Source organism: Kribbella sp. NBC_01505, from assembly GCF_045040285.1.
GTDB lineage: Bacteria > Actinomycetota > Actinomycetes > Propionibacteriales > Kribbellaceae > Kribbella.
Map to the genome: position 1 here is coordinate 8,129,429 of NZ_CP109425.1, position 18,871 is coordinate 8,148,299.

The window sequence follows — 18,871 nt, forward strand, 5'->3', positions numbered from 1 at the left end:
CCATGACTGTGCAGCACATGAAGTGGTGGGGCTGGGGCGTCGACGGCGTCGCGTTCTCGCACGACGACAAGCCGGGACTCGCGCCGTTCGTCCAGAAGGTCATCGATGTCGACCTGAACGCGCCGGCCGTGGCGCCACTGGCCTTCGAGGATCTCGAGGTTCCGGCTTCGCAGCTTTCGGAAGATCTCGAGAAAGCGCTCTCTGGCGTTCTCGGCGCCGAGAACGTTGTTCGTACCGACCTCGACCGGGTGGTGCACGCGTTCGGTAAGAGCCTGCGCGACCTGGTCCGGATCCGCGCCAGCGATCTGCGCCGGATCCCCGATGTCGTGGTCTACCCGGCCGACGAGGAGCAGATCGTCGCCGTACTGGACGCGGTCGTGGCGGCCGACGCCGTACTGATCCCGTTCGGTGGCGGTAGCAACATCGCCGGCAGCCTCGAGGCGCCGTCCGACGAGACGCGCCAGGTGGTCTCGCTCGACATGGGCCGGATGAACAAGGTGCTCTCGATCGACGAGGAGTCGGGGCTGGCGCAGATCCAGGCCGGTGCCCTCGGTCCCGATCTCGAGAAGCAGCTCGGCGAGCGCGGCTGGACGATGGGCCACTTCCCGGACAGCTTCACGCACAGCTCGCTCGGAGGCTGGATCGCGACCCGCTCGTCGGGCATGCAGTCCGACAAGTACGGCGACATCGCGGACATCACCAAGGCGCTGCGCGTCGTACAGCCGGGCCGGACGCTGGCGACCCGCGCAGTCCCGGTCACGTCGACCGGTCCGAGCGTGCGGGAGATGATCCTGGGCAGCGAAGGCCGCCTCGGCATCATCACCGAGGCCACCGTGCAGGTGCACCGCAAGCCGGTCAAGCGCGTCGTCATCGGCTACTTCTTCCCGGACTGGAAGCGCGGCGTGGCCGCGATGCGAGCGATCTCCGCGAGTGACGCGACACCGTCGATCACCCGGATCTCGGACGCACGCGAGACCTCGTTCTCGTTCGCGACTCGCAAGTCCAGCAAGGGTTTCTCGAAGCTCATGAGCTCGGCGCTGGTCGCCGTACTCAAGAAGCGGGGCTGGGACCTGGAGCAGATGTGCCTGTCGTTCATCGGCTACGAAGGCAGCGAGGAGCACGTCGCCCGGCAGCGCAAGCTGGTCAAGAAGATCGTCTCCGACCACGGCGGCATCGGCGTCGGAGAGGGCCCGGGAGCGCTCTACGACCAGAAGAAGTTCGATACGCCGTACATCCGGGACTTCCTGCTCGACCGCGGCGCGCTCGCGGACGTGTCCGAGACCTCGGCCGCGTGGTCGAAGCTGATGCCGCTCTACGACACGACGGTCGAGCGGGTGAACAAGGCGTTCGCGCAGCTCGGGGTCAAGGGCTTCGTGATGTGCCACCTGTCGCACTCCTACCACAGCGGCGCCTGCCTGTACTTCACCTTCGCGTTCAAGGCCGCCGAGGGCGACCCGATCGCACAGTACGACGTGGTGAAGTCGGCCGTGCAGCAGTCGTTCATCGACTCGGCCGGCACGCTGTCGCACCACCACGCGGTCGGCACGGAGCACTCGCGCTGGATGGGCGACGACATCTCCGAGGCCGGCGTACAGATGGTGAGCGGTATCTTCAGCGTCGTCGACCCGGGCCGCAACCTGAACCCGGGCAAGATCGTCGACTGAGCTGCGGACCGCCCCCACTCACCAACCCGCGCGCTGCGCCCGGCCGAGCCCCCGGCTGAGCGTGGGCCGGCGGGCGCTGGCAGAGTTGATGAGTGGTGGCGGTCCGGTCTACCGGGCTGAGGCGGTCGCGAGCAGGAACCAGGCGGTGTGCGGGATCCACTGCTCGGCCCAGCGCCACTCGTCGCCGTCGGGTGCATCGGGCGGGAGGAACGCGACGTCCTGCTCGTCGGTCCAGCCGGCCGTGATGCCGTTGACGATGCCGCCGGGGAAGTTCGGGAAGTCCGAGGCGTAGTCGGGGTTGTTCCGGCCGCGTCCTTGCAGCATGCAGACGTCGAACGGGTTCCGCCCGGTGACCCAGGCCAGCTGATCATCGGCGAAGGTGGTCAGCCTCTCTCGGTCGGCCGGGTTCTTGGCGCTTCGCGCGCACGCGCTGGCCGCGGTGGAGAGGGATGCGATCGCGGCGTTCTCGCCCTGCCACCAGTAGCCTGTCTCGTTCGCGTGCGGGAAGAAGAAGGATTCGCGCGGTTCCGCGTCGAGCGGCTGGACGAGCGCGCGTGGGTAGCCGAACGGATTCGGCACCGAGTCGGTGCGCTGGACGATGTCGAGCATCGCCCGGAGAGCGATCTCTCGTGCTCTCTCCGCTTCGGGCGCATCGGGGAGAGCATCGGCGAAGCGCAGTAGCGCGAGGATCGGTAGACCTGGTTCGGCCGCGTGGAAGTAGGGCCGTCCGGCTTCATCCGCCCGGAACCACCCGGGCCCGGTGTCAGGCACGACGTACCGGGCGATGAGCGAGGCCGCCCGGCGGCGCGCGGCCTCCACTGCGTTGACTCCGGCGATGACCAGCTCGGTAGCGGCCAAGAGAGCGGTGTAGTCGTCGAGCACCGACTCGGTGCCGTCGAACAGATACTCCAGATTGTGCTTCTCGAGGTGCTCTAACCCTGCTTGTGCCGCTTCCAAGTACTGCGCTCGGCTGAACTCGCCGTCGGCGTCCACCGTCGACGCTCGGGCCAGCGCGGCGATCGCGAGTCCACCACCTTGCCGGTAGCCCGCCTGGTACCGGCTCGTCCGCACGCTGTTCTGGAGCGGTGCGGTGATCACGCGTTCTTCCAGGTTCTTGGTCAGCGCATCGAAGATGCCGGTGTAGAAGTAGCCCTCCGGCGACCGGAACCGCATCAGGAAGTCCGCGCCCCAGAGCGCCTCGTCCCGCAGCCGCGCGCTCAACATTCTTTCCAGGCTCGGGTGGATCTCATCGCGGGCGGCGAGCATTGCCCAAGCACACAAGGGAATCTGCTGCGGACTCATCGTCGAGGTGTACGTCAGATGGGACAGGAACTTGCTCGTGTCCCCGCTCGCATCCAGCCAACCACCGCGCGCATCGACCGTCGCCCCGGACTCGTCGCCCCAGAACTTCGCGGCCCGGTCCTTGCGGTCGATCTCACCGCTCGACCGCATCGCTTTGAAATACGCCAGTACGTCGGACATCGTCTGCCGCTGAACCCGCTGCGGCCCGATCACGAACGGGGCCGAGCTGAACTCGCCTTGCTCTGTCCTGGCCTCGACAACGTAGGTGCCCTCGGCAACGTCCAGCGGGAGTGGGATGCGCACATACGGCCCGCCGGACCAGCCGGGGACTCGCTCAATCCCGCCCGGCTCGAGGGCGATCGCCGTACCGGGGCCTCCTACGAGCGTGGCGGACAGCACCTCGGAGGGCGCGACGGCCACGACGGCCTTACTCGCCGCAGTGCCGTAGCCGAGGTGCGACACCAGTATCTGCGGACTCGTTCCATCCCACGCCAGCACCACACCACTCCCTCACGGATCGCTGCAGGGCTCTATCCAACAGCATCCGCCTTCTGGTTGCGGCCGGCGGCGTACCAGGCGGTGTCGTCGGTGAAGACCTCGGCCTGATCGCGCGGTCCGAAGAAGACCGCCTTCGCGCTGATCGCCGGTGAGCCAGTACCGGAACCACGCCGGACCGACGCCGATCAGGTGCGAGTAGCGGGCCCGCACGTACAGCGAGGGGACGATGTAGTCGAGCTGACCGGCGACGAACAGACTCGGACCACGCAGAGCAGGAACCGAACCCTGCGGCCCCGGCTGGACCGGCATGCTCACCTTGACCATCGGATCGGCCCCCGCCGCGATCGTTCCGCCCCCACCCAGCGAGTGACCGGCCGCGCCGATGTTCTGGACGTCGATGCGCTGGTGAAAGACGCTCCCGGTACGCGCGTTCTCCGCAATCAAGTATTTGCCACCAGCAAGTATCTCCCGCCCGGTGCCGAACTGCCCGGTGTTCGCCGCAGCCACCACGAACCCCCACGAGGCGAGGTGCCGAAGGAACACGTCGTACTGATCAACCGACGCGCCAGTCCCGTTCCCCCAGAGCACGACCGGATGCTTGCTGTTCGTCGTCGCAAGGTCGGTCGGGTAGTAGAGCGTGTGGTCAGGACCGCCCGCAGCCTTCGTCACCTGATGCGGCCCAGCCTGTTCGTAATACCGCTCCGCCGTAGCCCGAGTCGCCACGGCCGGCTGGACCGCAACAAGCGCGATAAGCGTGGCCAGGTCCGTCCGGCGCGGGTTCACGGATGATTGCTGCCGGTATTTGGCAGTAGGTATCCGTGGATCTGTGGCTGGGCGGGGTTTGTGCGTGTTTGCGGGGAGCTGCTGTCGCTGGGGGGGCAGTAGTTCCCCGCTAAGCCGGGATTGGCCTGGTGGGGGTGCGGCCGTGGGTGTTGTGCGGTGGTTGGGGTCTTCGTCTGGCCAGTGACCCCTCCTTCCTGAATGTGCTCGTCCCGTCCGGCCGCTCGGATTCGGCCGGCGGTGTAGGCGATGGCTGGTCGCCGCTGCGGCCGGATTTACTGAGACGGGTGGCTGAGCAGGTGCCTGGCTGAGGGGGATGGCGAGGTCGGTGACCGCGTGTCCGTCGCTTGGGCTTCCGGGCTACGGCTGGGGCTGGCGAGGATGGCGGTAGTCGGTAACTTCAGGTCGCTGTTCGGGAAGAAGTGCCCGGCGAGCGGTGCCAGTGTGTGATCGGCACTCGAGTGTAAGAACCGTGTTGCTGGATTTCGATTTCCGGCGACGCGCTCCTCACACTCGGTGCCCAGGAACTCACATTCGCACGGTGGCTTCGCTCGCGGGGAGCATCACCTTCAACCGGCTCGCACTCGGCGACCCAGGCCTCACGTTCACCTTCCGCCAGCTGATCTGGCGGCACCAACTACCGCGACGGGGTGGCTAGTAAAACCTGCTGATCGTCGGGAGCGACCACCGCGACGGGTCAGCTGCAGAGGGTCCTGGTCGTTGGGAGCAACCACAGCCCGTTAGCCACAGGCGGCGGGAACCTCGGTCACCGAGCGAACCATCCGGGCCAGCCGAAGACCGCCCCAGCCACCCGTCTCAGTAAGACCGGCCGCAGCGGCGACCAGCCACCCTGGACGCTGCCGGCCGAATCTGAGCGGCGGGGCGGGACGAGCGCCTTCGGGGAGGAGGGGTTCCTGGCCAGCCGAAGTGCCCAGCCACCGCAAACCCGCCTGAATCCGAGCGCCGCGACCGGCGAGGCGCCACAACCCATGGGCGTGAACAAGAACTGGTGGGCTTGAACAAGGTATGACTTGTTCACGGCCCCCACGAGGTATGCGGACCCGCTGGACGTGGCGGGATCGGGAGGGGCAGTGATCATCCGCAAAGCGGGCCCGCGGGCGGCGGGCGGCCGGGAGGGCGCTGTGGCTAGGGGCGGCGTTTGGTGGTTAGACGGAGAAGGCGGCGGAAGGAGTTCGGCGGGGGTGGGAGGGCGCCGGTGGCTGCGTCGGTTAGGAGGGAGTTGATGGTTTCTTTGGCGCAGGTGCGGTTCGTGCCGATGCCGCCGGTGGGGCCGCGTTTGATCCAGCCGACTACGTAGGTGCCGGGACGGTCGAGGACGCGGCCGGCGTTGTGGGGGATTACGCCGGCTTCCTCATCGAACGGAAGGCCCGGGACGGCCGTGCCCCGGTAGCCGACTGAGCGGATGAAGAGTTCGGTGTCGAGTTCGAGGCCGTTGGTGGTGCGGACCGCGCGGACTCGGTCGTCGCCGGTGAGTTCCGCCGCGGAGGTGTAGAACCGCAGCACGATCCGGCGGCCGGGCTTCGGGTCGGCGGCCCAATCGATCGCCTCGAACGCCGTGTCGCGCAAGGCGGCGGCCTTCGCCGCGCCGAGCGCCGTACGAGCCGACCGGCCGTTGACGGCGTCGGTGACCGCGGCGCGGATGCGGGGGTCGTGGTCGTCGACGACCAGGTCGACGCCGGCTAGGTGCTGCAGTTCGAAGAGTTCGGACAGGCTGTACGCCGCCTCGGCCGGACCGCGGCGCGCAAACAGTACGACCTCGCGGTTCTCGTGATTCTCCAGCGCGGAGAGCGCTCTCGGAGCGATCTCGGTGTTTCTCAGCGCGGCAGGATCAGTAGTGAGAATGCGTGCGACATCCAGCGCCACATTGCCCGTACCCGCGATGACGACTCGGCCGGTCGGTAGCTGGATATCAGAGATCTCGGGGTGGCCGTTGTACCAGTTGACCAAGCGGCGGGCGGGGATGCTGCCGGGCAGATCCTCGCCGGGGATGCCGAGAGCGCGGTCGGTCGCGCTGCCGACGGCGTAGATGACCGCGTTGTGCTCGCGGAGGAGATCCTCGTGAGTGAGGTCCCGGCCGACCTCGACGCCGACCACCGTTCGGGTGCGCGGGTGGTCGTGGAAGCGGGCGAAGCGGTCGGCGACCTTGCGGGTGGCCAGATGGTCCGGGGCGACGCCGTACCGGAGGAGGCCGCCGGGGGAGGGGAGGCGGTCGATCAGGGTGACCTCGGCGTCGGTGTGCAGGAGGAGGTCTTCAGCGGCGTACATGCCGGCTGGTCCGGTGCCGACGATTGCCACTCGCAACGGCATCCGCGTGGAGGGAACGGGGCGTGGCGGTTCTGGCTGTTCCCAGGGGTGGAAGTTCGGCGCTGGGTCGTCGGTGACCGGCGGGATGTCGTCGAAGTACGCGGCGTTGATGGCGGCGTACTGCTGCATCGGGCCGGTGAGGGTTTCGATCGGGTGGATCGCGTCTGCTGGGCAGGTGTCCGTGCAAGCACCGCAGGAGATGCAGGTGTTCGGGTCGACGTACAGCATCTCGGTGCTGCCGAAAGCGCGCTCTTGCGGCGTGGGGTGGATGCAGTTGACCGGGCAGACCGACACACAGCTCGCGTCGCTGCAGCACGACTGCGTGATCGCGTAGGGCATCGGTGCCTCAGATCAGGTGCGCGCGACGGTAGATGGCGACCGCCGGGCGGGTGAGTAGGCCGACCGAGGACAGGAACTCCATCAGCCCGGCGCAGCTCGAACGCAGCATGGACTTGTAGTGCTCGTTGGCCCGGGCCTCGCGGAGAGAGCGCTCTACGTCGAGTCCGGCGGCGGCGTACACGTCCGCATTCACCATGCTCTTGATGATGAAATAGGCAGCGGCCGCGACGATGACGCTGCTCTTCAGTCGCCGCGCCCGGCCGGCTTGGGCGAGCTGCTCGCGTACTTCTTCGCGGGCGAACTTCATGTGCCGGGATTCCTCGACCACGTGGATGTTGCTGATCGTCCGGACGAACGGGACGATCCGCTCGTCGCGCATCCAGTCGCGCTGCATCACGTCGGTGACCTCTTCGGCCACCAGGATCGCGGCGTACGCCGTCTCGGCCGAGGCGAGGGTCTTGAACGCGCGACCGAGTTCGATCACGTGGCGGCGCGGGCGGTAGGCGGGGGCCTCGAGCTTGGCGGCACCGCGGGCGAACATGATCGAGTGCCGGCACTCGTCGGCGATCTCGGTCAGCGCCCACTGGAAGTCGGGATCGGTCGGGTCCTTCGCGTAGAAGTCGCGCAGCATCATCTGCTGCAGGATCATCTCGAACCAGATCCCGGTGCTCGCGACCGACGCGGTCTCCTGCCGGGTGAGCGCTCTCTGCCGGTCTTCGCCCATCTCGTGCCAGTACGTCGTGCCGTAGAGGGTGCTCCACTCCGGGCTCATGCCGTGCAGCCCGGTGTTGAGCGGGGTGTCCCAGTCGACCTCGACGAGCGGGTCGTACGAGACGGCGTCCGCCGACCGCAGGAGCTGCGCGGTGACGCGCTGGTCGGTGCCATGTTGGTCAATGCCGGCGGAGTCCGTCGCAGTCATGGTCGTCTCCGTTCGATTCGGATGTGCCATCTTTGATGTTACATCGCCGATGGCGAATGTCTAGAGGGGGTGGCGTGGCGGGAACGGCTACCGTTGCCGGGTGGGTAAGCGTTGGTGGTTGGTCGTCGCCGGGGTCCTCGTTGTCGGCGTCTGGAGCGCTCAGCGCGATGACAAGCCGGCCGTCCCGGAAGCCGCGGTCTCGACCGCACCGTCCGCGAAGCCCAAACCCAACCCGGAGCGCACGGCCAAGCCTGAGACCAAGCCGACCGCGCCGGTTCAGCCGACGGCGGGAAACTGGTACGACAACTACGATCCGGCCCACTTCGCCGTACAGGTCCGGAAGTCCGCCAAGAAGGCCGGCGTGAACCCGCAGTTGCTGATGGCGATCCTCTACAACGAGGACTACAAACCACACACGCCGGAGCTCGAACGCTCCTGGCAGCGCATCAAGCCGGACGCGTCCTTCGGCATCGCGAACATGCACCGCGCGGCCTTCAACGAGACCAAGCGCGGCCGCTTCCCCAAACGCCAGTGGGAAGAGCTCCCCGACCACCCCGACCTCGCGATCGAAGCCGCCGCCTGGCACCTCCACGACCTCGCGAACCGAGTCCCCGCCCAACGCACCTCAAAGCTCACCACCGACGAACTAGTTGCCCTCGGCTACAACGCCGGCGCCGGCAACATGCGGGCCTTCGCCCGCGGCGCCGAACCCGGCTCCCTGGCCCAGACCTACCTCGACCGCCTCCACGCCAACTGGCCCAAATCAGCCAAAGCCCTCAGCTAGGCCTGAGAGCCGCTAGGCGGATGGCTGCTCAAGGGTGGTGGTCCGACCAGTCGGATCGATGAGGATCATCGTGCCGTCCGGGATGGCGAGTAGGTGATGGTCAGGGAACGCGTTCAGCCACGGAGTGTGGTCGTAGGCTCCGAAGTGCGGGGCCACGAGAGTGCGGGTGAGCCAGCTCCAGGTGTGCAGGACTTGTTTGCCGTCGATCATTCCGGCGCCGAGGACGGCGGCGCCTGCGCTGCAGGCGGCGATCACGGTGCCGTTGTCGTGGGCAGTCCGCAGTACGTCGAGGGCTGGGGTTCCGAGCGTGACCTCGCAGAGGCGGGTTGGCGAGCCGCCGGAGATCAGGACGAGGTCGGCAGCCCTGAGGCGGTCCAGTACGTCGGGCGCTGAGGCGTCGGCGCGGGAGTCCAGGCCGGAGTCGACGAGGGTGACGGGGACAGGCGTCGTACAGAAGTGGTCACACAACTGGTCGAGATCATCAGCGGTCGGGCTGTCCTGGGCAGCGCGAAGGGCTACCGCGCTGACCGGACGGCGGCGTACCGACGCCAGGATCTGCGACTCGTGAGGCGACGGCGACGTGCTGTAGAGGAAGAGCGCTCCTCGGGTCATGTGGTGGGGAGGAGGTGGGTGGGGTCGCCGGGGCGGGTGAGGGTCAGGAGGGCTCGCTGGATTTCGGGGCGGGCGTTGAGGGCGTCTTCGATGGTGTTGAGGCGGGCGGCTACGTCGGATTCGGGGGCGTTGCCGGTGAGGTCTACGGCGGCGACGAGGAAGATTCGGTCGGCGCCTACCCATTCCATGTGGAGGAAGCTGACGGCTTCGATCTCGGTGTGTTCGAGGAGGGCGTGCAGGGCTCGGTCGTGGGCGGTGGGGCTGACGGCTTCGCCGGTGAGGAAGTCCATGTTGCGGCTGATCAGGAAGAGGGCGACGAAGCCCAGGAGCAGGCCGACGATGATGGAGCCGATGGCGTCCCAGGCGGCGTTGCCGGTGAGTTGGTGGAGACCGATACCCAGGGCCGCGACGACGATGCCGATCAGGGCGACCAGGTCTTCGACGAACACGGCGCGCAGGATCGGGTTCGAGGTCGCCTTCACGTACTGCAGCGGGTGGACGTGCCGCAGGGATGCGGCTGACCGCGTCTGGCGCAGGGCTTGCAGGAACGAGATGCTTTCGAGGACGAACGAGATCCCCAGTACGGCGTACGCCCAGGTGTAGGACGACTCGGCCGCCTCGCCCTCGCGGAGCGCCTGGATGCCGTGCCAGACCGAGACCGCCGCGCCGACGGTGAACAGGCCGAAGGCGGCGAACATCGACCAGATGTAGCCGACCCGGCCGTAGCCGAGGGGGTGGCTGGCGTCGGCGGGTTTGGCGGCTCGGCGTTCGCCGATCAGGAGGAAGACCTCGTTACCGGCGTCCGCCCAGGAGTGGGCCGCTTCGGCGACCATCGAGGCGGAGCCGGTGATCACCGCGACCACGCTCTTGGCGAGCGCGATCAGGATGTTCGCGGTCAGGGCGACGATCACGGTGAGAAGACTCTCTCCGCCGTTCGTCTCGGGGCTGTCTGCCTGCGTGCTGCTCACGGGTCGACAGTAGACCGGACACGCCGCGCGGCACCGCCCGACGCGGCGGCACTTCCTAGACTCAGGAGTTCTCGGGAGGTGCCGATGACCGCAGAACCACGTCTCTCCGACGATCGCTCCGAGGTGGCGCGCATCCTGTTCGAGCTCGCCGTACCGGGGCTGCTGCAGCACGCGGCCGAGCCTGCCGAGGACCGACGGATCGAGTACCGCGAGGAAGCGGTTGCTCGCGTTCTCGGCGGTCAGTTGAGCGTGGCCCAGCTCGAGTACGTGACTCGGTCCATGTCCCCGTGCCCGCCGTACCTGGTCACCTCGGCCACCCACCGGATCACGTGGCGGGACAGTCGCGGCATCGTCAACGTCGCGCCTACCGGCCTGCTCGGCGCGGTCGTTCCGATCGTCGCTCGGGAGGCGACGCTCGAGCTGTGGGCGCGGCTCGACGCCGACACCGAGTTGAGTCGCCGTACGGCGGAACTCCCGGAGAGCGCGATCAAGTTGCTAGCAGCAACCACCACCGACCGGACCCCGGTCGAGGTGTTCCGGACCGGCATCGACGCGGCTGGCAGGACCCTTGTGCAGCACGCCTTCCTCGCTGCCCAGACGCCGTACGGCGATGCCGCGGAGCTCGCCCGGGGCCTCGGAGAGAGCGGTATCTTCGACGCGGTCGCGACCACCTGGTACTGGGGCCTCCAGGCCTCGACCTACCGGCGCGGGATGATCCCGGCCTCGTTCGTCACGTTCGCCGGTCGGGTGCGCTACTCCGTCGACACCGTCGTCGCACTGCGCGCGATGAAGGACGCCCAGCTCGCTCACGCGCAGGACGAATCCCTCGAGCCGCTGCCGAGCTCCGCGCAGTACAGCAAGCTCGCGCCCGGTCAACGCCCGCGCTGCCTGGCGCGCACGCCCCAGCTGTATGACGACGGCCGGACCAGCGTGCTCACCCTGGTCGCCGAGACCTTCGTGGAAACCTTCATCCGCCTGCTCGACCACATCGAGGTCGCGACCGCCGTCGTCGAGCATGCACAGCCGGCCCCGATCACCTCGGCGGAAGTGTTCGAAGTACCGGACATGACCTGCAGTCACTGCACGAGGACCATCACCAAGGTGCTCGGCGAACTCGGAGTCGCACCGCCCGAGTTCGACCTGATTACCAAGAAGGTCGTGGCGGTGTTCCCGTCGGAGGAGGTCCGAGAGCGCGGGTTCGAAGCGATCCGAGCCCGCGGCTACACCGTCGTACCACTCCAGGACTAGGGCGTGTCTCTTAAGTCCCCGCCTACTGCGCGGACTCAAGAGACACGCCCTAGACGCTGCGCAGCACCGAGACAACCACGCCGAGGATCGCCGCGTTGTCGCCGTCGATGACCTCGTAGGCGGGGTTGCGCGGCTCCAGGAAGACATGACCGTTGCGGCGCTTGTAGACCTTGACGGTCGCCTCTTCGTCGATCATCGCGGCGACGATCTGGCCGGAGTGTGCCTCGTGCTGCTGACGGACCACGACGATGTCGCCGTCGCAGATCGCGGCGTCGATCATCGACTCGCCGCGGACCCGCAGGCCGAAGACGTTGCCGCGGCCGGTGAGCTCGCGGGGGAGCTGCATCACGTCGTCCACGTGCTCGATCGCGGAGATCGGCGTACCGGCCGCGATGTCACCGACGACCGCCACCGAGACGTTCGTGCCGTCGTCCTCGCGGGCGGCCGACTCGGGCAGGAACATCCGTACGTCGATCGGGCGCGAGACCGACGGGCTGCGACGCAGGAAGCCCTTGTCCTCGAGGCTGGTCAGGTGCTTGGAGACCGAGGACGAGGACCGCAGGCCGACCGCGTCACCGATCTGCCGGCTGCTCGGCGAGTACCCGTGCCGCTGCACCCAGTCCCGGATCACCACCAGGATCCGTTGCTGGCGCTCGGGCAGGGCGTTCGCGTCGAGGTCGCCGAACAGATCGAGATCAGTCACCGCGGAAGCTTAGGCCGGATCACCCGGCCGATCGCCGACCGACCCACCCCTGGGCCCGAAGCAAACGTCTCACTGACTGCCCGAAAGCTTCTTGCGGCGGCCAGGGGTTCGGCTGAAAAGATGTAACCCATGACGGGATCGGGGGATCACCGGCTGGATCTGCACGTACTGGGACCGGTGGGGTTCAAGGTAGGGGACAAGCCGCTCGAGATCGGGCGGCGGATGGAGCGGACCCTGGCGGTCCGGCTCGCGTTGGCGCGTGGACGCGTGGTGCCTGATGAGGCAATCGCGCGCGATCTCTGGGAGGACGAAGACCTCGAGCCCGACCGTGTCGCCGAGCGCCTGCGCGTCCTGAGCCACCGGTTGCGGCGCGCGTTGGGCGAGCACGGTTCCGCCGTACGGCGTGATGGTGGCGGATACGCGCTGGATGTCGCGATACCGGACGCGGACGCGCTCGACGAGGCGATGACGCGCACGGCCGCACTCCGTCGTACCGGCGAACCCAAGCGCGCGCTGGCGGTGATCACCGAGGCGTTGGCCACGTGGCGCGGACCAGCGCTCGCCGACCTGCGCGAGATCCCGTTCGCCGCGCTGGAAGCAGCCAAGTACGACGAGTTGCACCGCGAACTGCTTGTGCAACGCGTGGAACTGGAGCTGGATCTCGGCATCGATGTCACCGCGGATGTCGAGCGGCTGGTGATCCACTATCCGCTCGACGAGCGGCTGACCGGGCTCGCCGTGATCGCCCTCTACCGGGCCGGTCGCCAGGCCGACGCCCTGGACCGCATCCAGCGACTGCGCACTCGCCTCGCCGACGAACTAGGCGTCGACCCCTCGGCGGCAACGACGGAGCTGGAGCTGCAGATCCTTCGCCAGGACCCGCTGCTGCAGGCGCGCGAAGCAGCCCGGCCGAGCCGCCTGCCCGAGCTCAACTGGCTGACCCCGCGCGACACCTTCCTCGGCCGCGACGACGACGTACACGCGCTGGTCGACGAGCTCGACCGGCCAGGGCTGGTATCGATCGTCGGTGGCCCCGGCGCGGGGAAGACCGTGCTGGCCCGCGAGGTCGCAATCGCCGTACGGCGAGCGAACCGGCCGATCGCTTGGTGCGATCTGGCCGCCTTGACCGGTGACGCGGCGGTCGCTCCAGCGCTCGCCGCCGCCGTTGGGGTCGATCCAGGTCTCGGGGATCCGCTGCCCGAATGCACCGAGCGGCTCGGCGGCGCGCTGCTCGTCCTCGACAACGCCGAGCACCTCGTTGAGGGGGTTGCCGAGCTGGTCCGGACGCTGCAGTGGCAGGCGGAACGACTCTCGATTCTGGTCACCTCGCAACGGCCGTTGCGGCTGCGAGCCGAACAAACGCATCAACTGGAGGCGCTGCACCCGGAGGCCGCGGCCGAGTTGTTCCGCCGCCGCTGCCGATCCGAGGACCTCATGCCGGGCGACCGGCGCGTGGCCGCGATCTGCGCCGCTGTCGACCACCTTCCGCTCGGCATCGAGCTTGCCGCCGGGCTGATCCGGACCCTCACTCTTGACCAACTGGCCGCTCGCATTCACCAGCGGACGCGTCTCCTGGTCGCAGGCAATCGCGATTCCGGTGCGCGCCACTCGAGCCTGCGCGCGGCCATCGACTGGAGCCACGCGCTGCTCGATCCGCCTGCGCGCACGGTGCTCAACCGGCTGGCCGTGTTCGCCGGTGGGTGCACCCTGGAGGCAGCCGAACAAGTTGCTGGCGGCAACGGAATCAACAGCGCCGACATCCCGGTGATCCTGGCCGACCTGCACGAGCGGTCCCTGCTCACGGTCTCCCTCGGCGAAGGCGGGCGGCGGTACCGGCTGCTGGAGTCGATTCGCGACTACGCGCTCGAGCGCCTCGACGACGATACGGACGGGGACGCCGTACGGCGGGCGCATGCGCGCTGGTGTGCCGACCTGGCCGGACGAACCGAGCGGTACGGCGGTGCCGACCACGCGGAACTGGATCGCGAACTCCGGTTGGAGGAAGCGAACCTCCGGGCGGCGATCGACTTCGCTCTCGACGACGATCCGCCGCTGGCGTTGCAGATCGTCACGCCGACCTGGTGGTACTGGTGGAGCCACGGCGCGATCGACACCGGCCGGGACTGGCTGCGGCGCGCGCTCGCCGCGTCGGACGGTGAGCCGACCCTCGAACGGGCCGGGTCGTTGCGGGTGATGGCGTCGCTGACCCGCAACAGTGGTCAGTTCCGGGAAGGACGCGCGATCGGCGAGCAGTCGCTGCAGATGTTCAGCGACCTCGGCGACGAGCGCGGTCGCGGTGCCGCGCTGGTCGGGCTGGGGATCACCAGCCTGTCGGTCCGCGACTACGGGCGGGCGTTGGAGGAGTCGGGCGAGGCCTCCGCGATCTTCCGGGCGTTGGACAACCAGCGGCTGCTCGGCACCTCGGAGAACGTGGTCGGCGCCGCGCTGCGCGGACTCGGCCGGCCCCAGGAGGCCGATGACCTGTTCGTGGAGGTCTGCGAGATCTGGCGGGCGCAGGACGACCTGCGCGGGTTGGCTGGGACGCTCTGCAACCTGGCGCTGGCCCGGCACCAGCTCAAGCAGTACGGCGACGCCCGCGAGTTCGCGTTGCAGGCTCTGCGGATCTACCGCGACATCAATCTGGCCGAAGGCATGATCGACGCGATCGACCTGATCGGCGGCGTGGAACTGGCCGAGGGCAACCCCGCCATCGCCCTGCGGCTGTTGACCGTGGGTGGGTTGGAGCGGATCCGGCTCGGTGCGCCGCAGATCATCCCGGACGAGCTCGATGCCCGGGAGGGCGCCGAGGCCGAGGCCCGACGGCGGCTCGGGATCGCCGCGTCGGCGGTCGTCGCCGAGGCTCGCGGCGTACCGCTCGACGTGATCGTCCACGAGCTGATCGTTGCCACTTAGTGCAATCGCGGCGTGGCGGTCCTCATCGGCGGATAGTCTCCAAGCCTTGTCTGCAAGCTGTGAGGAGCTGTTGTGAGGTTGTTCAGACCAGGGGTGGTCGCACTTGCCCTCGGACTGGTCGGTGGCATCGCCGCCGCCGGCCCAGCCGCCGCGGAGGAGACCCGCACGGTCTCGTACCGCGGCTACCAGGTGACCGTCCCGTCCGACTGGGCCGTGGTCGACTTGGCCGCCGACCCGACCGCATGTGTCCGGTTCGACCGGCCCGCTGTGTATCTCGGCCGCAGTACGGCGCAGGCCAGCTGCCCGGCGCATGTCGTCGGCCGCAGCCAGGGCCTGGTGCTCGAGCCGCTGACCACCGCGACCCCGTCCACGCCGGGGTTGCTGCGTCGCGTCGTCCAGGACGCCGGCGTACTGGCCACTGCGTATTACGAACCAGGTGCGGAGCGCTCGGCGGCGGAGGTCCTCGCCACCGGTCGGGTCGTTTCGAAGTCTCGCGCGATTCAGGCGGCCCAGCCGGCCGCGGTCGCGCCGTCGGTCGTTGCTACCGGCAACCTGGTCGGGGATGCGTTCGACGTCTGTACGGCGCCGACCCAAGAGACCATGGACGCCTGGCAGTCGTCGTACAAGGCGGTCGGTGTCTACATCAGCGGCGGCGTCCGCGCGTGTGACCAGCCGAACCTGACCCCCGACTGGGTGACGGCCAATGCCTCCAAGGGCTGGCAGTTCCTGCTGATCGACGTCGGTCTGCAGGCGCCCTGCTCGGCCTTCGACCCCGAGGACAAGATGTCTGCTGACGCGGCGACCGCGTTCGGGCAAGGCAAGACGGCTGCTGCCAACGCGGTCACGGCCGCTGCCGCGCTCGGCTTCGCCCAGCGGAGTGCGATCTACAGCGACATCGAGCACTACACGTCGACGGCCGCGTGCAAGGCTGCGGTCCTGTCCTACCTGAGTGGTTGGACGCGGGAGTTGCACGCCCGCGGCTATCAGAGCGGCGCCTACTCGTCGGCCAGCTCCGGCGGTGCGGATCTCGCTAGTGCGTTCACCAGCACGGCGTACACGCGGCCCGACAACCTGTGGTTCGCGCACTGGGGCTCGACGCCGATCGGGACCAGCCGCTTCATCCCGGCGACCACGTGGACCAACCATGAGCGCGTGCACCAGTACGCCGGTGACGTCTCCGAGACCCATGGCGGCGTGACGCTCGCCAAGATCGATCGGAACCGTGTTGATCTGACCGCGCCTCCGCTGCCGGTCGCGAACTTCTCGGCCACCGGTGGTGCCACGACCGCGAAGCTGCGGTGGACGCAGCCGGCCGCGAGCACGATCATCATCCGCTCGGCAGTCGGCTCGGCGCCGCCGCCGCTGATCACCGACGGTACGGCGGTGTACAGCGGGACCGTGAGTCCGTTCACGGTGACCAAGCTGGCGAACTCGGGCAGCTACACGTTCCGCGCCTGGGTGAAGGACAGCACCGGCAAGGTCAGCCCGGGCGCCGACACACCGCTCCTCGGCACGAAGGCCACCGCGACGGCGAGCGGTGCGTCGATCACGTACGGCGGCTCGGTCACCGTGTCGTCGACCGTCACCAAGCTCGATGGCAGCCCGTTGGCCGGTGAGCCGGTCGTGCTCTACGCGAAGGCGAAGAACGTCGCCGCGTACCAGGCGATTGCCACGGTGACCTCGGGAGCGAACGGGGCCGTGACATCGGTGCAGAAGCCGGGCGTTTCCACGGATTATCAGTGGGGATACAACGGTAGGTCTGGAGTCCTCGGGACGCGTAGCCCGGCCGTGCGGGTCGAGGTTCAGCCCGGCATCTCGGCGTACCTGAAGCCGCCTACGGTCAAGCTGGGTGCCACGAGCAGCTTCTACGGCTACCTGTCGCCGGCCCACCAGGGCACCAAGGCCTACCTGCAGCGGAAGTCGGGTTCGACGTGGCAGGCGGCCGGCGAGAGTGTGCTGACGGCCAACGGGAAGTACTCGTTCGCCATCAAGCCGACCGCCGTGGGGACGCGGACGTATCGCGTCGTCTGGCTGGCGGACGCGGACCACCAGGGCACGCAGACGCAGTCCCAGACGCTGACCGCCAACTGAGCGCAGTCGTTGGTATCGCGGGAAGCGATTGACTCCATCGGAAACAATCGCTTTTCGTGATGCCGAATCCCCTCTAGCGTCGTACTCATGACGACAGAGAAGCTGTTCCAGGTCAACGGGGTCGAGCTGTGCGCCGAGACGTTCGGCGATCCGGCGGACCCCGCGGTGCTGCTGATCCATGGCGCCTCGGCGTCGATGCTGTGGTGGGAGACCGCGTTCTGCACGAAGCTCGCCGGTCAGGGTCGCTATGTGATCCGCTACGACCAGCGCGACACCGGCCGCTCGACCACCTACCCGGTGGGCGAGCCGCCGTACGCGATGAGTGATCTGGCCGCGGACGCGGTCGGCCTGCTCGACGCGCTCGGGATCGAGCGGGCGGATGTGGTCGCGCAGTCGATGTCCGGTGGTACTGGTCTGATCGTCGGCGTCGACTACCCGTCGCGCGTCGCTTCGCTGACCTTCGTCTCGACGACGACCGGAGCCGACGACCTGCCGCCGCCCTCCGACGACCTCCCGAGTTTCGGTACGCCGGACTTCGGCGACCCGGAGGCGGTCGAGGAGTACGTGGTCCGGGCGATGGAGGCGGAGTCGGCGGGGATCTTCGACGAGAAGGCCGCGCGGGCGTTGGTGCGGGCGGACATGGCGCGCGCGACGAACTTCGAAGCGTCGCTGACGAACCACTACGCGATGAAGTTCGACGGGCCGCAGGGTGGTGGGTTCGGCGACCTGACGATGCCGGTGCTGGTGGTGCATGGCGATCACGACCCGTACTTTTCGCTGCCACATGCGGAGGCGATCCGCGACGCCGTACCGGCTGGGAAGCTGGTGGTGGTGAAGGGTGCCGGGCATGGAATCCCGGAGCCGCTGTGGGGCGAATTCATCGTCGCGCTTGCCGAGCAGACCGGGCAGCGCTGATGCGCGCCGCGGTGTGGTTGCCGTTGTTCGACGAGTTGGCTGACCCGTTGGCGGTTGCGCGGCTGGCAGCGTCGGCGGAGGAGGCCGGCTGGGACGGACTGTTCGTGTGGGATCAGCTGTGGTGGCGCGAGCCGATCGAGGCGGTGGCGGATCCGTGGATCACGCTCGCCGCGGTGGCCTGTGCGACCGAGCGGCTGCGGATCGGGCCGATGGTGACGCCGGTCGCGCGTCGGCGTCCGGTGAAGCTCGTGAAGGAGACGGCGACGCTGGATCTGTTGAGTCGTGGGCGGCTGACGTTGGGGGTCGGGCTGGGGAGCGATCGGTTCGCGGGGGAGTACTCGCGGACTGGTGAGGCTGTTGAGGATCGGCTCCGCGCTGAACAGCTCGATGAGTCGCTGGCGATCCTCCGAGCCGGCTGGAGCGGTGAGCCGGTGGTGCATGACGGTCAGCACTATCGGGTCGACGACGTCCGGCTGCTGCCGCGGCCGGCGCAGGGGCAGGTGCCGATCTGGGTGGCCGGCTTCCCGGGCAATCGGAAGCCGATCCAGCGAGCGGCACAGTACGACGGCTTCTTCCCGGTGAACCTGTCGACGGCGGACGAGCTGGCCGTGGCGACCGACCGGTTGCGGGAGTCGTTCGATCAGCAGGTCTTGCCGGAGGCGTACGACGTCGTGGTGGCGCTGGAACCTGACCTGGACCCAGGTCCCTTCGAGCAGGCCGGCGCGACCTGGGGGCTGACCGACCTCGATCCAGCGACGATGCGGCTGGCCGACGTACAGGCGCTCGTTGCCGCCGGCCCTCAATGGTGAG

At 68.5% G+C, this 18,871-nt stretch carries 14 protein-coding genes; 7 read left to right on the forward strand and 7 right to left on the reverse strand.

The genetic code is table 11. The features are described 5' to 3' along the window. The first annotated feature begins 2 nt into the window (after positions 1-2). Positions 3-1,664, forward strand: a complete 1,662-nt coding sequence (locus OG474_RS38210; protein ID WP_405058522.1) for an FAD-binding oxidoreductase — start codon at positions 3-5, stop codon at positions 1,662-1,664. Between the two features lie 108 nt (positions 1,665-1,772). Here OG474_RS38210 and OG474_RS38215 read toward each other — a convergent pair whose 3' ends face one another. The 4 genes from OG474_RS38215 to OG474_RS38230 all read right to left on the reverse strand — a co-directional run bounded on the left by OG474_RS38215 (position 1,773) and on the right by OG474_RS38230 (position 7,827). Beyond that, positions 1,773-3,464, reverse strand: a complete 1,692-nt coding sequence (locus OG474_RS38215) for a glycoside hydrolase family 9 protein (RefSeq protein ID WP_405058523.1) — start codon at positions 3,462-3,464, stop codon at positions 1,773-1,775. Between the two features lie 12 nt (positions 3,465-3,476). Then, positions 3,477-4,247, reverse strand: a complete 771-nt coding sequence (locus OG474_RS38220; protein WP_405058524.1) for a hypothetical protein — start codon at positions 4,245-4,247, stop codon at positions 3,477-3,479. A gap of 1,143 nt (positions 4,248-5,390) precedes the next feature. Then, positions 5,391-6,908, reverse strand: a complete 1,518-nt coding sequence (locus tag OG474_RS38225; protein WP_405058525.1) for an FAD-dependent oxidoreductase — start codon at positions 6,906-6,908, stop codon at positions 5,391-5,393. 7 nt (positions 6,909-6,915) lie between these two features. Further along, positions 6,916-7,827, reverse strand: a complete 912-nt coding sequence (locus OG474_RS38230; protein WP_405058526.1) for a diiron oxygenase — start codon at positions 7,825-7,827, stop codon at positions 6,916-6,918. A 100-nt stretch (positions 7,828-7,927) separates the two neighbouring features. On the opposite strand from OG474_RS38230, the gene OG474_RS38235 reads away from it, so the two are divergent. Further along, entirely contained in the window at positions 7,928-8,611 is a 684-nt protein-coding gene (locus tag OG474_RS38235) for a transglycosylase SLT domain-containing protein (RefSeq protein ID WP_405058527.1), read from the forward strand. Between the two features lie 12 nt (positions 8,612-8,623). Here the strand turns inward: OG474_RS38235 and OG474_RS38240 are convergent, their stop codons facing one another. After that, a complete protein-coding gene (locus OG474_RS38240) occupies positions 8,624-9,223 on the reverse strand; it encodes a Type 1 glutamine amidotransferase-like domain-containing protein (protein WP_405058528.1) in 600 nt (199 codons plus the stop codon). Further along, the gene (locus tag OG474_RS38245) at positions 9,220-10,191 is read right to left on the reverse strand and encodes a cation diffusion facilitator family transporter (protein WP_405058529.1); all 972 of its coding nucleotides are present in this window, start codon (positions 10,189-10,191) and stop codon (positions 9,220-9,222) included. The genes OG474_RS38240 and OG474_RS38245 overlap by 4 nt, the downstream gene beginning before the upstream one ends. Before the next feature lie 84 nt (positions 10,192-10,275). On the opposite strand from OG474_RS38245, the gene OG474_RS38250 reads away from it, so the two are divergent. Then, on the forward strand, positions 10,276-11,439 hold the full coding sequence (locus OG474_RS38250) for a heavy-metal-associated domain-containing protein (RefSeq protein ID WP_405058530.1): 1,164 nt from the start codon (positions 10,276-10,278) through the stop codon (positions 11,437-11,439). A 49-nt stretch (positions 11,440-11,488) separates the two neighbouring features. Here the strand turns inward: OG474_RS38250 and lexA are convergent, their stop codons facing one another. After that, on the reverse strand, positions 11,489-12,142 hold the full coding sequence (gene lexA, locus OG474_RS38255; RefSeq protein WP_405058531.1) for a transcriptional repressor LexA: 654 nt from the start codon (positions 12,140-12,142) through the stop codon (positions 11,489-11,491). Positions 12,143-12,271: 129 nt separating this feature from the next. Between lexA and OG474_RS38260 the strand changes: the two genes are divergently transcribed. The 4 genes from OG474_RS38260 to OG474_RS38275 all read left to right on the forward strand — a co-directional run bounded on the left by OG474_RS38260 (position 12,272) and on the right by OG474_RS38275 (position 18,870). Beyond that, the gene (locus tag OG474_RS38260; protein ID WP_405058532.1) at positions 12,272-15,055 is read left to right on the forward strand and encodes a BTAD domain-containing putative transcriptional regulator; all 2,784 of its coding nucleotides are present in this window, start codon (positions 12,272-12,274) and stop codon (positions 15,053-15,055) included. A gap of 72 nt (positions 15,056-15,127) precedes the next feature. Next, positions 15,128-17,146 carry a glycoside hydrolase domain-containing protein gene (locus tag OG474_RS38265; RefSeq protein WP_405058533.1) on the forward strand — a complete coding sequence of 673 codons (2,019 nt, stop codon included), beginning with the start codon at positions 15,128-15,130 and terminating at the stop codon, positions 17,144-17,146. 87 nt (positions 17,147-17,233) lie between these two features. Continuing rightward, positions 17,234-18,061 (forward strand): alpha/beta fold hydrolase, encoded by an 828-nt coding sequence (locus tag OG474_RS38270; protein ID WP_405058534.1) that lies wholly within the window; start codon positions 17,234-17,236, stop codon positions 18,059-18,061. Beyond that, positions 18,061-18,870 carry an LLM class flavin-dependent oxidoreductase gene (locus tag OG474_RS38275; protein WP_405058535.1) on the forward strand — a complete coding sequence of 270 codons (810 nt, stop codon included), beginning with the start codon at positions 18,061-18,063 and terminating at the stop codon, positions 18,868-18,870. Before OG474_RS38270 ends, OG474_RS38275 begins: the two co-directional genes overlap by 1 nt. Position 18,871 lies beyond the last annotated feature (1 nt).